The 17,966-nt window shown below is 40.4% G+C and carries 16 protein-coding genes; 9 read left to right on the top strand and 7 right to left on the bottom strand.

All coding sequences use genetic code 11. From position 1 onward, the window contains the following. The first annotated feature begins 101 nt into the window (after positions 1-101). Genes KXJ59_RS12080 through KXJ59_RS12070 form a run of 3 tightly spaced genes read left to right on the top strand, consistent with a single transcriptional unit; the run spans position 102 to position 2,120 of the window. Positions 102-980: an SPFH domain-containing protein gene (locus KXJ59_RS12080; RefSeq protein WP_295204929.1), complete on the top strand. Its 879-nt coding sequence runs from the start codon at positions 102-104 to the stop codon at positions 978-980. Between the two features lie 26 nt (positions 981-1,006). Further along, a complete protein-coding gene (locus KXJ59_RS12075) occupies positions 1,007-1,192 on the top strand; it encodes a hypothetical protein (protein ID WP_295204928.1) in 186 nt (61 codons plus the stop codon). 19 nt (positions 1,193-1,211) lie between these two features. After that, positions 1,212-2,120, top strand: a complete 909-nt coding sequence (locus KXJ59_RS12070) for an LD-carboxypeptidase (protein ID WP_295204926.1) — start codon at positions 1,212-1,214, stop codon at positions 2,118-2,120. 36 nt (positions 2,121-2,156) lie between these two features. On the opposite strand, the gene KXJ59_RS12065 is transcribed toward KXJ59_RS12070, so the two are convergent. From KXJ59_RS12065 to KXJ59_RS12050, 4 genes are all read right to left on the bottom strand, one after another. Next, positions 2,157-2,957 carry an alpha/beta fold hydrolase gene (locus KXJ59_RS12065; RefSeq protein WP_295204923.1) on the bottom strand — a complete coding sequence of 267 codons (801 nt, stop codon included), beginning with the start codon at positions 2,955-2,957 and terminating at the stop codon, positions 2,157-2,159. A 117-nt stretch (positions 2,958-3,074) separates the two neighbouring features. Next, positions 3,075-3,857, bottom strand: coding sequence for an alpha/beta fold hydrolase (locus KXJ59_RS12060; protein ID WP_295204921.1), 783 nt, complete (start codon positions 3,855-3,857; stop codon positions 3,075-3,077). Positions 3,858-3,972: 115 nt separating this feature from the next. Further along, on the bottom strand, positions 3,973-4,269 hold the full coding sequence (locus KXJ59_RS12055; RefSeq protein WP_295204920.1) for a rhodanese-like domain-containing protein: 297 nt from the start codon (positions 4,267-4,269) through the stop codon (positions 3,973-3,975). Beyond that, complete coding sequence (locus tag KXJ59_RS12050; RefSeq protein WP_295204919.1) at positions 4,266-6,254, bottom strand: KUP/HAK/KT family potassium transporter; 1,989 nt, start codon at positions 6,252-6,254, stop codon at positions 4,266-4,268. Before KXJ59_RS12050 ends, KXJ59_RS12055 begins: the two co-directional genes overlap by 4 nt. A gap of 248 nt (positions 6,255-6,502) precedes the next feature. On the opposite strand from KXJ59_RS12050, the gene KXJ59_RS12045 reads away from it, so the two are divergent. From KXJ59_RS12045 to KXJ59_RS12025, 5 genes are all read left to right on the top strand, one after another. After that, entirely contained in the window at positions 6,503-8,023 is a 1,521-nt protein-coding gene (locus KXJ59_RS12045; RefSeq protein ID WP_295204917.1) for a hypothetical protein, read from the top strand. Between the two features lie 17 nt (positions 8,024-8,040). Continuing rightward, positions 8,041-9,030, top strand: coding sequence for a hypothetical protein (locus KXJ59_RS12040; RefSeq protein WP_295204916.1), 990 nt, complete (start codon positions 8,041-8,043; stop codon positions 9,028-9,030). A gap of 118 nt (positions 9,031-9,148) precedes the next feature. Next, a complete protein-coding gene (purQ, locus tag KXJ59_RS12035) occupies positions 9,149-9,808 on the top strand; it encodes a phosphoribosylformylglycinamidine synthase subunit PurQ (RefSeq protein ID WP_295204914.1) in 660 nt (219 codons plus the stop codon). Between the two features lie 44 nt (positions 9,809-9,852). After that, a complete protein-coding gene (locus tag KXJ59_RS12030) occupies positions 9,853-10,305 on the top strand; it encodes a protein-disulfide reductase DsbD domain-containing protein (protein WP_295204913.1) in 453 nt (150 codons plus the stop codon). A 15-nt stretch (positions 10,306-10,320) separates the two neighbouring features. Beyond that, complete coding sequence (locus tag KXJ59_RS12025) at positions 10,321-12,270, top strand: thioredoxin family protein (protein ID WP_295204912.1); 1,950 nt, start codon at positions 10,321-10,323, stop codon at positions 12,268-12,270. A 4-nt stretch (positions 12,271-12,274) separates the two neighbouring features. Here KXJ59_RS12025 and KXJ59_RS12020 read toward each other — a convergent pair whose 3' ends face one another. Then, complete coding sequence (locus KXJ59_RS12020) at positions 12,275-12,856, bottom strand: sigma-70 family RNA polymerase sigma factor (protein ID WP_295204910.1); 582 nt, start codon at positions 12,854-12,856, stop codon at positions 12,275-12,277. Between the two features lie 381 nt (positions 12,857-13,237). Between KXJ59_RS12020 and uvrA the strand changes: the two genes are divergently transcribed. Then, entirely contained in the window at positions 13,238-16,090 is a 2,853-nt protein-coding gene (gene uvrA, locus KXJ59_RS12015) for an excinuclease ABC subunit UvrA (RefSeq protein ID WP_295204908.1), read from the top strand. Positions 16,091-16,162: 72 nt separating this feature from the next. On the opposite strand, the gene KXJ59_RS12010 is transcribed toward uvrA, so the two are convergent. Both KXJ59_RS12010 and glyA read right to left on the bottom strand, forming a co-directional pair. Continuing rightward, entirely contained in the window at positions 16,163-16,570 is a 408-nt protein-coding gene (locus tag KXJ59_RS12010; RefSeq protein ID WP_295204907.1) for a DUF4293 domain-containing protein, read from the bottom strand. A 65-nt stretch (positions 16,571-16,635) separates the two neighbouring features. Continuing rightward, complete coding sequence (gene glyA, locus KXJ59_RS12005) at positions 16,636-17,916, bottom strand: serine hydroxymethyltransferase (RefSeq protein WP_295204905.1); 1,281 nt, start codon at positions 17,914-17,916, stop codon at positions 16,636-16,638. Between the last annotated feature and the right edge of the window lie 50 nt (positions 17,917-17,966).

The raw sequence follows: 17,966 nt of genomic DNA, 5'->3' as shown, positions 1-17,966 counted from the left end.
GAATGCGTGTTAAAGCCCTTGTACAGGATTTTAGCCGGAATATTTGGCGTTTCCGGAAAAAGATATATTTTTGATATCATTTTAATATCAAATTGAAAATTATGGAAAAAGTATACAAAGGGGTTTCCGGGTTCACGGCCCTTATCGTAGCGATTGTATTATTTGTAGCCGGATTATATATACTGATCGAACATGTGGCAAACGATAACTCCCCGGACGGAAGTTTGATTGTGGCAATGATTATCTGTTTTCTGGCTACGGCCTTTATTCTTAAAGGGCTGGTAATTGTTCAGCCCAATTATGGTATTACGCTTACTTTCTTTGGTAAGTATGTTGGTACTTTAAAAGAAAATGGACTTTCATTTGTAAATCCGCTTTTTGTAAAACTGAAAGTATCGTTGCGTTCAAAAAGCCTGGAGAGTGCTAAACTGAAAGTAAACGACAAAATGGGTAACCCGATAGAGATAGCCGCTGTTATTTTATGGCAGGTGCAGGATACCTATAAAGCAGTTTTTGAGGTGGTGAATTTTAATGAGTATATGACCAATCAGAGTGAAGCGGCCATTCGTCATTTAGCATCCAGTTATCCATACGATAGTATTGAAGATGAATTTGCGAATATTACATTGCGTGATGGTGGTGAAAAAGTATTTGAGTTATTGGAAGCCGAACTCAACGAACGGTTGGCCAAAGCGGGTATTGTTATTACAGAAGCAAGGATCAGTCACCTGGCCTATGCACCTGAAATAGCTGGTGCCATGTTGCAAAGACAGCAGGCTACTGCCATTGTTGCCGCAAGGAGTAAAATTGTAGAAGGGGCTGTAGGAATGGTTGAAATGGCTTTGGATATGCTTTCTGAAAAAGAAATTGTTCAGTTGGATGACGAAAAGAAAGCAGCCATGGTGAGTAACCTGATGGTGGTTTTGTGTGGCGACAAAGCGGCTTCACCAGTATTAAACACAGGTAGTTTATATCACTAGTATCTTTACGGATCAATTCAGTAGTTGTGAGTAAAAAATCATTTGTACTAAGAATAGATGAACAGGCATATGCTGCACTGGAAAAATGGGCGGCAGATGAATTTCGTAGTGTGAACGGACAAATCGAAATGCTGATTGACAAGGCGCTGAAAGATGCCGGAAGGAAGAAAGAAGCGATAGCAACAGTCAATAAGCAAAAACCAAAAAAATAACCGCAAGTTTAGTAAACTCATGACCAAAGTGCCACCCAGTCTCAGGAAAGGAGATACCATTGCAATTGTTTGTCCTTCAGGTTATATGCCTTCAGAAAAAGCAGCAACCTGTATCGAGGTATTAAAGGAATGGGGTTATAAAGTGCGGGTTGGTAAAACATTAGGTAACCAGTTCCATTATTTTTCCGGTACCGATGAAGAAAGGAGAAACGACTTACAGTTAATGCTCGACGATCCTACAGTAAAAGCTATTTTATGTGGAAGAGGTGGTTATGGAATGAGTAGAATCATCGATACACTTGATTTTACAAAATTCAAAAAGTCACCTAAATGGATCATCGGCTATAGCGATATTACATTGTTGCATGCACATCTCTATACGCAATTAAAAGCAGCATCACTTCATTCACCCATGGCTGCCGCGTTTAATGACGGTGAATTTACCAATGAATATATTCAAAGTTTGAAGAAGGCTTTAAAGGGAAACAAACTTTCGTATAAAACAGCAGTACACCCATTTAACCAGCAAGGTAAAGCAAGTGGCGAACTGGTTGGTGGAAACCTGTCATTGGTGGCGCATATGATTGGCAGTAAATCTGCTTACAATTGCAAGGGGAAAATTTTATTCCTGGAAGATGTAGGCGAATATGTTTACAATATAGATCGTATGATGATTCAACTGGAAAGAAGTGGTATGCTTTCGCAATTAGCTGGCCTCATCATTGGTGGTTTCACAGAAATGAAAGATACGGTTATTCCTTTTGGTGCTTCGGCCATTGAATTAATACAGGAGCGTGTAAGCAAATACAAATACCCGGTTTGTTTTGATTTCCCCGTAAGTCACTCACGCGAAAATTATCCCGTAAAAGTAGGAGTGAAACATGAACTGGTAGTAGGGAAGCGGTTAGTGCAGTTGAAAGAGCTCTGAGGTCTGGGCAACAGTCCATAGACCATAGACTATGGTCTACTGCTTTAATAAACTGTCGAGTTTCCGCTGCATCAGTTCAAAATTATTCAGGTTTCTGTGAGTTCCATTTTCAATGGCAATGAATTCATCTCCGGGTTTCAATACCTGTTTTAATTTACTGGCATTGCTGTACGGTATTACACCATCATCTGTTCCATGAAAAATGCTAACGGGGGCCACCACTTTTTTCATGTACTCATTCGAAGGAAACTGGTATTTGAGAATTGATTTTAGCGGATACATCCATAAATAAATACCTACCAGCGAACGCATGCTGTTATAAGGGGTTTCGAGTATCAGCCTTTTACAATCTCTCACCGAAGCCAGTTGAACCGCTACACCTGTACCCATTGATTTTCCATAAATAATAATATCTGTTGGTTCATAAAACTGTCTGGCTCTTTTATATACCTGTAAAGCCTGTTCATACATAGCTGTTTCTGATAAAGTGCCGGTTGATTTACCGAACCCCGGATAATCAGGCATCCATACGGCATAACCATTGTGTGTAAACCGTTCAACAAAACGACGATACCTTCTTATATTACCCCTGTTGCCATGGAAATATAATACAAGCCCTTTCCGAAGACTGTCTGGCACCGTAAAATGAATTAAGTGTGTTTTAGCGGATTCATCCACTTGAATCCATACCTCTTCAAATGGCTGATCAAACCGATAACTGCTGTCTTGCGCAACCACCACCGGCTGGAATAATATTTTCTGCTGAAAAGAATAAAAAAGAATGCCAATCAGCGCATACACTAAAACAATTATTTTTAACCAGCGTGAGATTTTCATGATGTCTGATGGCAGATGTTAGGTATGTTTTGGTTTTGTAAGTTAATATATTCCTTCAACCCTACTCCATATCCTATATCAGACATCTGACATCAGATATCTGATATCCGCCATCTCTCAATACTTCAAAATGTCTCTCACAAAATTATGGTATTCCGAAAAACTGGGCAGGTTATTATGTCCGCCACCATGAATACGGATGAGTGTAATTTTATGCGGGTTGAATCTCTGTAATTTTTCGCTGTGCTGAATAGGGATGAGCCTGTCTTTTGTTCCATGAATAATATATGTATGACAGTTTACTTTCTGTATCCATTTATCTGTACGTAAATGAAAACGTAGTACGTATTTGATGGGGAGTATTGGAAGGAATCTTTCCACTACTTTTTTAAAGCTATAGTATGGTGCATCTAGAATCAGGTAACGTGGCTGGTTATCGGATGCCAGTTTGGCTGCAAAGCCACTACCCATGCTTCTTCCATAAACAAGGATATGATGCTGCTGGTATTTTTCGCAGAGTTTATCATACACATGCTGCATATCATTCAGCATATCTTTTTCAGTTCGTTTGCCTGTACTCTTTCCAAATCCCCTGTAATCAACCAATACCACATCATAATCATAACGGTAAAAATCTTTGGCATATTTTGCCCAGCCCTTAATACTTCTTGTATTACCATGTAAATAAAGAAGTAAACCTTTTGGTTGGTTACGGTAAAAATGAAGACCGTTGATACGTACCCCGGGGGCGGGTTGAAAGAATAATTCTTCGAAAGGAATATCATACTCAAAAAGGAAATCCTGTTTAAGCTTCTCCGGTTTGAATATCAGTTTTTCCTGCACCAGGTAGGCCAGTACCGATAATAAGAGTATACCACCTATCGTATAAACAATAATCAAACAGCAGTGTTTGCTGTAAGTTCCGAAAAAAACAACAGTTATTGAAGTTTGATTTTATGATCTTTGATTTTTTGATTTGAGTCGGAGAAAATTACAGAATCAAACTTCACAAAAATCAAATATCCTCCTTCTTCCACGCGTCCATGCCTCCTCTGAGGTTAACGAGGTTGGAGAAACCAAATTTTTCTTGCAGTCTTTGTATGGCAATCTGGCTGCGGATACCTTTTTTGCAGTACACTACCACTGTTCGGTTGGCGGGAACCTGTTGGTATTGAAGCAGTATTTCACTTAAAGGAATAAGGATGCCACCAATATTATAATCGGCATGTTCATCGGGTTCTCTCACGTCGAGCAAGAAAACTTCTTCTTTTTCCAATAATACTTTTAGATCTTCAGGTGAAATATGGGTCATTCTAATTCACTTCCTTCATAATATACCCGTTTCAAATTGAGTCTTGAAACCGGCGCAACAATCAACGGAAATTTCTCTACTGTAACATTGCTGGGGTCAAGACCAAAACCTCTTTCTTCACCCAGACTGATTTCTTTGAGCCAGAAATACAGTTTCATCACAATGCGTTCGAAGAAAGGAAGTTCATTATCCTGGCTCAGGTATTTTTCCAGTACAATAAACTGGAAATCGCCTACTACATTGTTTTTCTCCAGACTTTCATAACGGCTCGTGATATTTACTTCCTTGTTATTCACTAACTCTTCTACTACTTTACGGAACATAAGATTGATGCGTTGCTCCACACGGAAACCAAGCCTGAACTCAACACGTATAATATCGTTGGGAATAATATGTTCTACCGAGAATTCACAGGTATAAGGATCATCCAGTACATCTACATGCACAAACCAATAGATATCTGCTCGCTTTGGTTTTTTATTGAGGATGGAATAAATAATCTTATGCTCAATTTCTTTGGGGTTGTTTGCACTCGTCATATATACGAGGTGCGTAGCGTATTTAGGGATGGTTTTATCGTTGCTCAATTCCTGGATCATGGGTATATAATGTTCCATCCGTACAAACTCTACATACCTGTTCTTGATTTTACGACTGCGGAACCATACATACATTACGGCAAATAAACCACCCCCTACGATCAACGTTACATAACCGCCATTCATGAATTTTTCCAGATTGGCTACGAGGAATGAAATTTCTATGGCCAGGTAAACAAGTAAATAGAGGTAAATCCATGCCGGCAGAATTCTCCTGCTCACGAGGAAATTAGCAAAGAGGATAGAAGTACTGATCATACACATGGTAATGGCCAGTCCATAAGCCGCACCCATATTAGCAGATTTCTGGAAGTACAGTACAATGGCTACGCAACCAACAAATAATAAGAGGCTGATACCCGGAATGTATAATTGACCTTTTTCTTCAGTAGGGTAATGAATTTTCATTTTCGGCCACAGGTTCAGTCGCATGGCTTCACTAATGAGTGTGAAAGACCCTGAAATCAATGCCTGGCTTGCAATAATGGCTGCAGTAGTGGCAATAATAATACCCGCGAGTTTAAACCAGTGTGGCATAATGCCAATAAAAGGGTTGAATCCGCCCGCAATTAAATTTTCAGGAATAGCACCACCCTCATAGTTGGCGAGTAACCATGCTCCCTGACCGAGATAATTCAGTATCAGACAGATTTTTACAAATACCCATGAGATACGGATATTGCCTTTACCACAATGCCCGAGGTCGCTGTACAAAGCTTCAGCACCAGTGGTACAAAGAAAAACTGCACCCAGTAACCAGAAACCTTTGGGGTAATTGGTCAGCAGGTCAACCGCATAATAGGGGTTAAATGCTTTGAAGATGGCAATATCATCGAGTAAATGAATGGAACCCAGTACAGCCAGCATGGTAAACCATACAAACATGATTGGACCAAAAAGTCTGCCGATAGAAGCAGTACCAAATTGCTGCATGAAAAATATCAGCGAAATAATGGCAATCACAATACCAACAATGGTGCTGGTTTGAATATGACTGAATGAGGGTATTTGTTTTAAGCCCTCAATAGCTGATGTAATAGAGATGGGGGGTGTAATAATACCATCGGCCAGTAATGCAGCGCCTCCAATCATTGCGGGTACTACCAGCCATTTTTTTCGTCTCCTCACCAGTGCATACAAACTGAAAATACCACCTTCACCCTTGTTATCTGCTTTTAGTGTAAGAATTACGTACTTAAAAGTGGTTTGAAGGGTCAGGGTCCATATTACACAAGACAGGGAGCCCAGTATTAATTGCTCATTAATGACTTTACCATGAATGATTTCATTAAGTACATAGAGAGGGGAAGTACCGATATCTCCGTAAATAATTCCTAATGCAATGATGAGTCCTGCAGAAGTTACCTTGTTTAAATTCTTGCTCACGCCAGACAGACCCGGCCTTTGTGCCGAAATCTTTAACAAATGTATAGGAAAAAACAAGGAAGTATAAACACTATTCTTACTTAGAAATTAAGATTTATTTCACCTATGTGAGGCAACAGTATTCACCGATACCGGGTTTTTACTGTTGAAAGGCTAAAGAGCCGATCGGGCGGAATGGTTTTAGTGTTGTTCCCCCGGTTCCTATCCACTTAAACCTTACTTTTGAAATACATTAAATACGGTTGGGGATGAAAAAGTTATGCTTATTGCTTGTCTGGATATCTCTGGTGGTCATAGCAAATGGTCAGGCCCAGCAAATTACCTATTCTGAACCCGACAGGGAAGACGCCCGTGCTATGGGTTTTGAGGTCATTGGAAAGATCAGCGGCAAGATCCTGGTCTATAAAAATTACCGTGACCTGAATTTTATCTGTGTTTTCGACAACAGCATGAAAATGGTGCAAAAGCAGAAACTCAATTACCTCCCTGAAAGGATGCTGAGTACCGATTTTCAACTCTATCCCGATTTTGCCTATATGTTTTATCAATACCAACGCAGAAATGTGTTATATGCCATGGTGGTAAAACTCGATGCCAATGGTAACAAAATCGGCGACCCCATTCAACTGGACACCACCAATAACATCAATTCATCTTCCAGTAAGGTCTATTCGGTGCTATTCAGCGATGATAAACAAAAGATCATGGTCTTTAAGATCAGCAGCCAGAATGAGAAGATGCATGTGCTCACCACTTTACTTTTCGACAAAGAACTAAACCTGCTAAAGAAAAGTCGTGTAGGTGTTGATATGCCCCAGCGTAACGATTTCCTGTCTGAATTCATCATCGACAATGACGGAGATCTCGCCTGTATCAGGGCATCAGGTACTTCACAAAACGATAATATCAATAAGGTAACGCTGGTAACCAAAAAGGCCGGTGAGGATAATATCCGGTTCTCAGACCTGTCGATTAAAGGGATCTACCTGGATGATATCAGGATTAAAGCAGATAACCTCAACAGGCATTATATCATTACCTCTTATTTCAGTAAACTACGGAGAGGAAATATAGACGGCTTATATTATTATCTGTGGGATAAGGATACCCAAAAAGAAATGCTGAATACTACTACAGCCTTCAACGACGAATTCAGAACCGACGCCAAGGGAGATGGCAACATAAAATCTGCCTTCAATGATTTTTTCCTGAAGAATATTATTCTGCGTAAAGATGGGGGCTTTATTGTGATTTCAGAATCGGCTTATAGCAGCACGCGTGGTAATACGCTCAGCCGCTGGGATTATTTATATGGTTCACCCTATTGGTCGCAGCTTGATTATTATTCATGGAACAGTCCACTTGGTTATTATCCATGGTGGCGCTCCTCTTCATTCAATACGAATTTAACCCGTTATTATGCCGATAATGTTACTGTTATTTCATTTGACCCACAGGGAAAGATGGAATGGAGTAATGTAATTCGCAAGACGCAGTATGACGATAATACAGATAATTTCATTGGTTTTGGCATGCTGAATGCTGGCGACCGATTACATTTTCTGTTTAATGTGCAGGAAAAAAGAGACAATGTATTATCTGACCAGAGTATTGCACCTAATGGACAGATCAACCGGAATCCAACCTTTAAAAACCTTGACAGGGGTTATAGTTTTATGCCACGTCATGCAAAGCAGGTAGGTGCAAGACAGTTGATCATTCCATGTCAGTACCGTGGTTATACCTGTTTTGCAAAAATTGATTATTAACCCATTTATCTTAAAACGTGGTTTTTTTATTTCGCGATAAGTCATTCATTAATGTTTTCTTTTTAGCGGTATTGAGTATAACTGTGCATTTTCATTTTTTTATGGAAGCACCGCTCATCGATACCAATAGTGGTAGTAATGATGGTTTATTATCGCTTATTCTCGACAGGTATATCCTTTCACTTCCTGCCAGCGTTCGTTTTCTTTTATACCATGCATTAGTACTGGTGCAGGCCATCAGACTCAATATGGCTATGAATGAGTTAAGGATGTATCCATCGGCTACATTTGTTCCGGCCATGACTTATGTATTGTTAACGGCCATGCTGCCTCAATGGTGTGCCATTTCTCCGGCTCTGGTTACCAATTCGCTGGTGATCTGGATATTCATTAAACTGAGCCGTTTGTATAACCACCCAAGTCCGAAAACATTATTATTCAATACCGGTCTGATTGCGGGTTTATCGGTAATCTGTTACCATCCCATGGCCATACTTATCGGCGTGGTATTATTTGCACTGGCAGTTGTAAGACCTTTCCGGCTGGCAGAATGGCTGGTATTGTTGATCGGGGTTGTGTTACCATATTATTTTGTGCTTTCGGCTTTATACCTCAGCGACCGGTTACCTGCTATTGCATCCATGTTACCCGATTTTTACCTGGGACTGCCCGCTGGTTCTAATGATAAAATACTTTTATGGGGTTTGGGGTATCTGGCATTGATGTTATTATTCGGACTTTTCTTCTGGCAGGTTAGTATTGGCCGTATGGTGATACAAATCAGAAAAAACTGGGGAGTAATGATGGTTTTATTACTCACACTTTTACCCGTACCCTTTATTTTTCAACTGGGTGGACTAGAATCCGGTTTACTCGTACTAATACCCATCAGTGCCTTTGCTACCAATGCTTTTGCTAATCCGCGAAACCTGGGATTGCCCAATTTATTATTTATCCTGGCCCTTGCCGTGATAGCCATGAACAACTGGCACCTGTTGAAAAATTAGGCCACCATTAACGCATGCAGGCTTACCTTTGATGTATCAAATGCAGTGTTTTCAAAAAATTGTGTTTATTTGCTTAGTCATAACTAAGTAATTCATCAAAACTTATAAATAAAACTCCATGAAATTCGGCGTTGTTGTTTTCCCGGGATCTAATTGCGACAGGGATATGCAGGATTCATTACAGAATGACCTGGGTAAAGAAGTGATCATGCTCTGGCATAAAGACAAAGACCTGAGTATGTTTACTACCGACGATTGTATAATCCTTCCCGGTGGTTTTTCTTATGGAGATTACCTGCGTTGCGGAGCCATTGCCCGTTTCAGCCCGATGATGCAGAGTGTGATTGAATTTGCGAATAAAGGTGGTAAAGTATTAGGTGTATGTAATGGTTTCCAGATATTATGTGAAAGCGGTCTTTTACCCGGCGTTTTATTACAGAATGCCAACCAACAATTTATCTGTAAGAATGTTTTTATAAAAAATGATAACGGCGATGCCCTTAAAATACCGATTGCCCATGGGGAAGGAAGATTTCATGCAGATGATGCCACCCTCGATGCAGTGGAGGCCAATGGACAGGTGATTTTCCGTTATTGTGATGAAAATGGAAAAATTGATCCGGCATACAATCCGAATGGTGCTATAAGAAATATTGCGGGTATCCGTAATGCAGGTAATAATGTGTTTGGAATGATGCCACATCCTGAAAGAGCTACATCTACTGCGCTGATGAACCTCGATGGTAAAAAAGTATTTGAAATACTGGGTCTGAATTAATTTGTAAGGTTTTTAAATAATCACAGTCATTATTGATAAGGAATATGAAAAAGTTTATTTACACAGTTTTATTTACAATTCTTGCAGGAGCTGTTACAGCGCAAATCAAAGATCCGGTAAGCTGGACTTTTGAGGCGAAGAAAAAAACAGCAGATACTTATGAAGTAGTGCTCTCCGCCAATATACAGGGTAAATGGCATATCTATTCACAGAAAACAGGTAAGGGTGGTCCTATTCCTACCAAAGTGAGTTTTAAAGCAAACCCTTTACTGAATATTACGGGTGCCGTAAAAGAAGTAGGAAAGGTAGAGAAGATATATGATGAGATATTTCAGACCGATGTATTATACCTCTCCAATAAAGTTCAATATGTGCAAACAGTTAAACTGAAAGGGAAGGCCAAAACAAATATTACAGGCACCATCGAATACATGGTTTGTGACGACACACAATGTTTGCCACCGGCAAAAAAATCATTTGATATCAAACTTCAATAATCCCCTTTCATACGGATGAAAAAAATCGCATTTTTTTTGGTGATGCTGTTTGTTGCAGCAGGTATGGGTTTTTCGCAGGAAGCGAATATGTTGCAATGGCAGGTTTCATCAAAAAAAGTAAGTGAAGGCGTATATGATATTGCTGCCAAAACTACTATACCCACAGGTTGGGTATTATATGGACTCAACCCTTCTGTTGAAGGACTTGAATCACTGAAATTCAGTTTCAGTAATGAAAATATTAAATTAACGGGTGCGCCAACTACAGAACAGAAGGCAGTGCTGGTTGTTGATCCCATTTTCGATGGAAAGTCATTATCGGTTTTTACGGCTAATATAACAGTGATACAGCGGGTCTCTATCGATGGTTTTGTGCCGGAAAAACTGCCTTTCATCATAAGCTCAAGCATCCGGAAAGCCGACGAGTTTAAAACAGAAGAATCATCACTTGAAGTTTCGCTCGAAGGAGGTAAAGCTGTAACTGAATCTGCTGCGCGAATTAAAATTCCAACTATTAACCTTGCCAGCCCTGTTAACGATTGTGGTGCAACCAGCGGCCCCATTGCCGATAACGGAGCATTGTCTATTTTTTTATTGGGATTTTTAGGTGGATTGATTGCCCTGCTTACGCCATGTGTGTTTCCTATGATACCGGTTACGGTTTCTTTCTTCACTAAAAAGGCATCGAATAAAAGACAGGCCATAAAAAATGGTGTACTGTATGGCTTTTTTATTTTGCTGATATATGTACTCGCAAGTGTTCCCTTTCATTTACTGGGAAATGTGCAACCTGAAATTTTTAACAGCATCTCTACCAATTCCTGGCTGAATATTATTTTCTTCCTCATTTTTATTGTATTCGCCATTTCATTCTTTGGCTTTTTTGAGCTGACTTTACCTTCCAATATTGCCAGCAAAGCAGATTCGAAAAGCGGGCTGGGTAGTATCGGCGGTATCTTTTTCATGGCCGTTACACTTGCCATTGTTTCTTTCTCCTGTACCGGTCCTATTCTTGGATCTTTACTGGTAGGCTCATTGAGTGGCGGGGCCTGGCAACTGACTTCGGGTTTGGCAGGTTTTGGTTTGGCATTGGCATTGCCTTTTGCATTGTTTGCCATGTTTCCTAACTGGCTGGCTTCATTACCAAAATCGGGCGGCTGGTTAGATACCGTTAAAAAAGTACTGGCTTTTGTGGAAGTGGCACTGGCGTTTAAGTTTTTATCCAATGCAGATCTCGTAATGCACTGGGGTATCCTTAAAAGGGAAGTGTTTATTGGTATCTGGGTATTAACAGGGTTGGGTCTTACCCTCTACCTTTTTGGTATACTAAGATTACCACACGATTATAAGGGTATGAAGATTAGTATGGGTAGAAAAATAGCTGGCTTGATTGCTTTACTGTTTACCCTCTACCTTGTTCCGGGTTTAACTTCTACCAAATATGCCAACCTCAAATTACTAAGTGGTTTTCCTCCGCCCCTGAGTTACAGTATTTATGGTAAGCAGAACGTACATGGGAAAGGCCTTGAACCCAATGTAATCAATGATTATGAGCAGGCATTACAAATGGCAAAAGAGCAGAATAAGCCATTATTGATAGACTTTACCGGCTGGGCCTGTGTAAACTGCAGAAAGATGGAAGAGAATGTGTGGGCACAACCTGAAGTATATAATTATATCAGAGAAAACTTTATCCTTGTTTCATTATATGTAGACGACAGGGAGAAACTGCCCATTGAGCAAAGGTTTACCTATACCACAGCCGAGGGTAAGCAAAAACAATTAATAACTGTTGGTGATAAATGGGCCACTTTTCAGGCAGAGAATTTTAACCAGGTAACACAACCATTATATGTAATTATGGATACAACAGAACGCTTGTTGAACCACCCGGTTGGTTATACGCCCGATGCATCAAAGTATGTAGAATGGCTGAAATGCGGTAGAGCAGCTTTTGGCAAATAAATGCTTAGAGTACAATCTGCTTCTCTGTCATCATCTTCCTGAGGTTTATTAAACCATAACGCATTCTTCCCAGCGCAGTATTGATACTGCAATTGGTGATCTGTGCAATTTCCTTAAAACTCAGGTTGGCATAATGCCTCAGTACAATAATTTCTCTTTGCTCTTCTGGTAAAAGGTCCAGCATCCGGCGAACCCTGTCATGACTTTGGGCCCGCATGAGTTTGGCTTCCGGACCCTCATCAGCAATCTGGATTACTTCAAAAATATCCTGGTTATCGCTGGTTTTAATGGCCGGGGCTCTCTTTACTTTACGGAAATAGTCAACACAAAGGTTATGGGCAATACGAAGTGCCCATGGAAGAAATTTGCCCTCCTCCGTATAACGTTTGTTTTTGAGCGTATCGATGATCTTGATGAATACATCCTGAAACAGGTCCTCAGCCAGATAGCTGTCCTTTACAAAGAAAAGAATGGAAGAGAATATCTTATCCTTATAACGGTTTACCAATACCTCAAAGGAATCAGCATCTCCATCCTGAAAGGAACGAATCAAATCAATATCAGACGCGTGGTCTAATGTTTTCATGGTTAAGGCTTTTGGGCGACTAAAAACAGGATATTGGATATTAAAAACCCCCTTACACCCCGATACGATTACCCGGATGATAAAACAGTTATGTTAAATTATGCATCTTTCATACCCGGTTTTCTTTTGTGGATACATTGTTTTTCAAGCGAATGGTTATTCACATTTTTTACATCTGTTTTATGCCAGGAGTTAGGAATTTGAAAATTTGAGAATGTGCTAATTTGAAAATAAAGGGCATACCAAAGAAACCGCACACTACCGGTTAGGTTAAATTAGTCCCCGTAGAGAGGCCACCTGCCTGGGGTACAACATCTAATTTTCAAATTAGCACATTCTCAAATTTTCAAATTAACCTATTGTGTTTAAATTGCTGCACTTATGGCAACAAAGACGAAAGCGGCCGGACTAAAGATCAACGACCAGGAAGGAATGGATGATATTCTGGTGAAAGGTGCCCGGATGCACAACCTCAAGAATGTTACAGTTGCTTTTCCGAGAAATAAACTGATTGTAGTAACCGGTGTTTCTGGTAGTGGTAAATCATCATTAACCATAGATACGCTTTTTGCAGAAGGCCAGCGACGTTATGCAGAAAGCCTGAGTGCTTATGCCCGTCAGTTCATGGCCCGGATGGTAAAACCCGATGTTGACTATATTAAAGGCCTATGCCCCGCCATCGCCATCGAACAAAAAGTAATTACTCGTACTCCGAGAAGTACAGTGGGGAGCATGACAGAAATTTATGATTATCTCCGTCTACTGTTTGCGCGTGCAGGTAAAACCATATCGCCCATCAGCGGAAAAGAAGTAAAGAAAGATGATGTAACCGATGTGGTAGCTGCTGTGAAAAAAATGCCCGCAGGTTCGAAAGTCTTGGTATTAGTGCCTTTTAAGCAACATGCCAACCGCGATACAAAAGAAGAACTGAGTATCCTGATGCAGAAAGGATTTTCCAGAATATGGAGCAAGACAGGAGGCGAAGGAGAGATATTGCGTATTGAAGAATTATTGGAATTAAATGATAAGGAGCTCCAACAGAAAATAGCCCCTTCAAAAAAAGCAAAAGCAGCTTTAGCCAATCCTGTATATGTATTGGTAGACCGATTGGTTACCAAAGAGTTTGAAGAAGAGGATTTACATCGCTTATCTGATTCTGTTAATACTGCATTTTATGAAGGTGAGGGAGAAATGTACCTGGAAGTAAATGGTACAGAACTTATTCATTTCAGCAATCGTTTTGAACTCGATGGTATTGTGTTTGAAGAACCTGTACCTAATCTGTTTTCATTTAATAATCCATATGGTGCCTGCCCAGTTTGTGAAGGATTTAGTCAGGTATTGGGTATCGACAGCGATTTGGTTATTCCAGACAGAAGGCTTAGCGTATATGAGGGCGCAGTGGCACCATGGAAAGGAGAGAAACTGGGCTGGTGGAAAGACCAGTTCGTAAAAGCTGCCGGTAAATCTGGTTTTCCTATTCATAAACCGGTTGCTGAGTTAACCAAAGAACAGTACCAGCAGTTATGGAAAGGAATGGGTGGAGCCCACGGTATTGATGATTTTTTTAAAGAGGTAGAACAGAATTTATACAAGGTTCAGTACCGTGTACTACTCAGCCGTTATAGGGGACGTACTACTTGTACCAGTTGTGAAGGTTATCGTTTACGCAAAGAAGCATTATATGTAAAAGTAGGAGAAAAGCATATCGGCGAACTCTGCGAGTGGCAGGTACGCGACCTGAAAAAATGGTTTGATCAGTTGCAATTGTCTGAACATGATAAACAGATAGCTAAAAGAATTTTACTCGAGGTACACCAGCGCCTGCAAACTTTGCTGGACGTAGGGTTGGGGTACCTCACCCTCAATCGTCTCGCCAATTCACTCAGTGGAGGAGAGAGTCAGCGTATACAGTTAACAAGAAGCCTTGGTAGTAATCTTACCAACTCATTATATATCCTCGATGAACCATCAATTGGTCTTCATTCGAGAGATACGGAAAGATTGATTACTGTATTAAAATCGCTGCGTGATCTGGGGAATACGGTAGTGGTGGTGGAGCATGATGAAATGATGATGCGTGAAGCAGATCATATTATTGATATGGGGCCATTGGCATCACACCTGGGTGGAGAAGTTATAGCAGCAGGTAACTACGATGAAATTATTCGTAATTCTGAAAGCCTTACCGGTAAATACCTTACAGGAACGTTAAAGATCGAAGTACCGGCTGTTGTTAGAAAATGGAACCGCTATATTACCGTAGAAGGAGCTTCACATAACAACCTGAAAAATATTACAGTTCAATTTCCGCTAAATACACTTTGTGTGGTGAGTGGGGTGAGTGGTAGTGGTAAAACAACACTGGTAAAACAAGTCTTATACCCCGCACTGAAAAAGATGAAGGGTGAGCCGGCTGAAAAAGTAGGATTACATAATAAAATCAGTGGTGATACCGATTATATTTCACAGATTGAACTGGTAGATCAGAATCCGATTGGTAAATCATCGAGGAGTAATCCTATCACATATATCAAAGCATATGATACTATCCGCGATTTGTATTCAAAACAACCACTCTCAAAAATGCGGGGTTTCCAGGCTAAACATTTTTCATTCAATGTAGATGGTGGGCGCTGCGATGCCTGTAAAGGAGAAGGTGAACAGGTGGTTGAAATGCAGTTTCTGGCCGATGTTCATCTTACCTGTGATGTATGTAATGGGAAAAGATTCAAGGATGAAGTACTGGAAGTGCAATACAAAGGGAAAAGTATTTTTAATGTACTCGATATGAGTGTAGATGAAGCCATTGAATTTTTCGGGGAAGAAAAAAATATCCGTCAAGCCATACAACCCTTACATGATGTAGGACTGGGTTATATTAAACTGGGGCAAAGCAGTGATACCCTAAGTGGTGGCGAGGCGCAACGTGTAAAACTGGCCAGTTTTTTAGGAAAGGGTAAAGGAGCAGGGCATATGTTGTTCATCTTTGATGAGCCTACTACCGGGTTGCATTTTCATGATATCAGAAAATTGCTGGCTTCTTTTCAGGCCTTAATAGAACAGGGGCATTCGCTGATTGTAATTGAACATAATACAGACGTAATTAAATCGGCAGACTGGTTAATTGATATGGGTCCGGAAGCGGGCGATGCAGGTGGGCAGGTAGTATATGCAGGTGTTCCTTCAGGTATTAAAAAATCAAAAGAAAGTTATACTGCAAAATTTCTTTAAAAAATAAGCCACAGATTCACAGATTATATTTCGCTAATCTGTGAATCTATGGCTTATGATATCAATCGAGTCTTATCTTAATCTATCCACACTCTTCACCAGTTTATCATCTTTCCTGATACCAAGAATAGCCATCAGAAAAAAAGCCGGTATTGCAAAACTGAATACAGCGCTAAGGGCGATGGCACCGGTATCGTATTTTTTAGTGTATATAAAATAGAGAACAATATTCAAAATACTTACTGCCAGTCCAGACAATCCAATCCTGAATTGCAGAGGTCTGTTGTTATAGAGAAAAATATCGACCAGTGCTACGATAGCCGCTGCAACGGTTAAAATCATGAGCAGGGTATTGGTTGTGGCCGTAAATTCTTCAGCAGGTGCGGTACCAACACTGCCTACATAGAATGGCATTTTCAAAGCCGCGAAGCCACAAATGCTGGCAGCTAACAACCACAATGTTTGTACACGTTGTATCATACTATGCAATTTAAAATTTCACTTTCTCATTCCTTATTTATCTGTTCCTCTGTTTCTCTGTTTCCTCAGTTCATTTCAGGATATAAAACAAACTGGCTCATGAATTCATTCACCTGTTTTTTTATGTCTTTCAGTTTGCTTTCATTATCTGCATTCATGAGGGTTGTATCGATGGCGTTTACTACAAATTCCATATCACTCTCCATCATTCCTCTTGTGGTAATAGCTGCTACACCAAAACGCACACCTGAAGTTACAAAAGCACTTTTATCATCATAAGGTACCATGTTTTTATTAGCGGTAATATCGGCATGGCCTAATACCTGTTCTGCTTTTTTGCCGCTGATATTTTTATTCCTGAGATCAATGAGCATGAGGTGGTTATCGGTACCGCCGCTGATGATCTGGTAATCCCTGCTGGTAAATGCTTTAGCCATGGCTTGTGCATTCTTTTGAACCTGTTGCTGGTAGACTAAGAACTCATCGGTTAATATTTCACCAAACGCAATGGCTTTTGCTGCAATTACATGTTCCAGCGGACCACCCTGTGTACCTGGAAACACTGCCATATCAATCAGGTTACTCATTAAACGGAGATTACCCTTTACGTCTTTCAGTCCAAAGGGATTTTCCCAATCTTTCTTCATCATGATCACACCCCCTCTTGGTCCACGTAATGTTTTGTGGGTGGTGGAAGTTACAAAATGACAATGTTCAAACGGGCTTGATAATAATCCTTTGGCTATTAAACCGGCAGGATGTGCAATATCGGCCATTACAAATGCGCCTACTTCATCGGCAACTTTACGGATACGTGCATAATCCCAATCGCGGCTATAGGCACTGGCGCCGCAGATGATGAGTTTTGGTTTTACTGTTCTTGCTTTTTCTTCCAGCATATCATAATCTACTAAGCCATCATCTTTTCTTACGCCATAAAAATGTGGCTGGTATAATTTACCGCTGAAATTTACTGCAGAACCATGTGTAAGGTGACCACCCATGCTCAGGTCTAACCCAAGAATGGCATCACCTGGCTGAAGAATGGCGAGCATTAAAGCGGCATTGGCCTGCGCACCACTATGCGGCTGAACGTTGGCATATTCAACATTGAAAATTTCTTTAAGTCGGTCAATTGCCAGTTGTTCTGTCTGGTCTACGATTTCACATCCACCATAATAACGACGACCCGGATAACCCTCGGCATATTTATTGGTCATAACATTCCCCATGGCCTGCATTACCTGTAAACTGGTAAAATTTTCTGAGGCAATCAGTTCAATGCCACGACGCTGGCGTTCAAGTTCCTGTTTAATAAGATCGAATACGAGGGTATCTCTTTGCATGATAAGGGAATTTGTTGCAAATATAAGAAGCACAAGGGTACAAGCTGCAA

It is taken from the genome of Sediminibacterium sp., assembly GCF_019264485.1.
Taxonomy (GTDB): Bacteria; Bacteroidota; Bacteroidia; order Chitinophagales; family Chitinophagaceae; genus Sediminibacterium.
The sequence above is the reverse complement of the archived record's forward strand: the minus strand, read 5'-3'. Positions and strand labels throughout refer to the sequence as shown.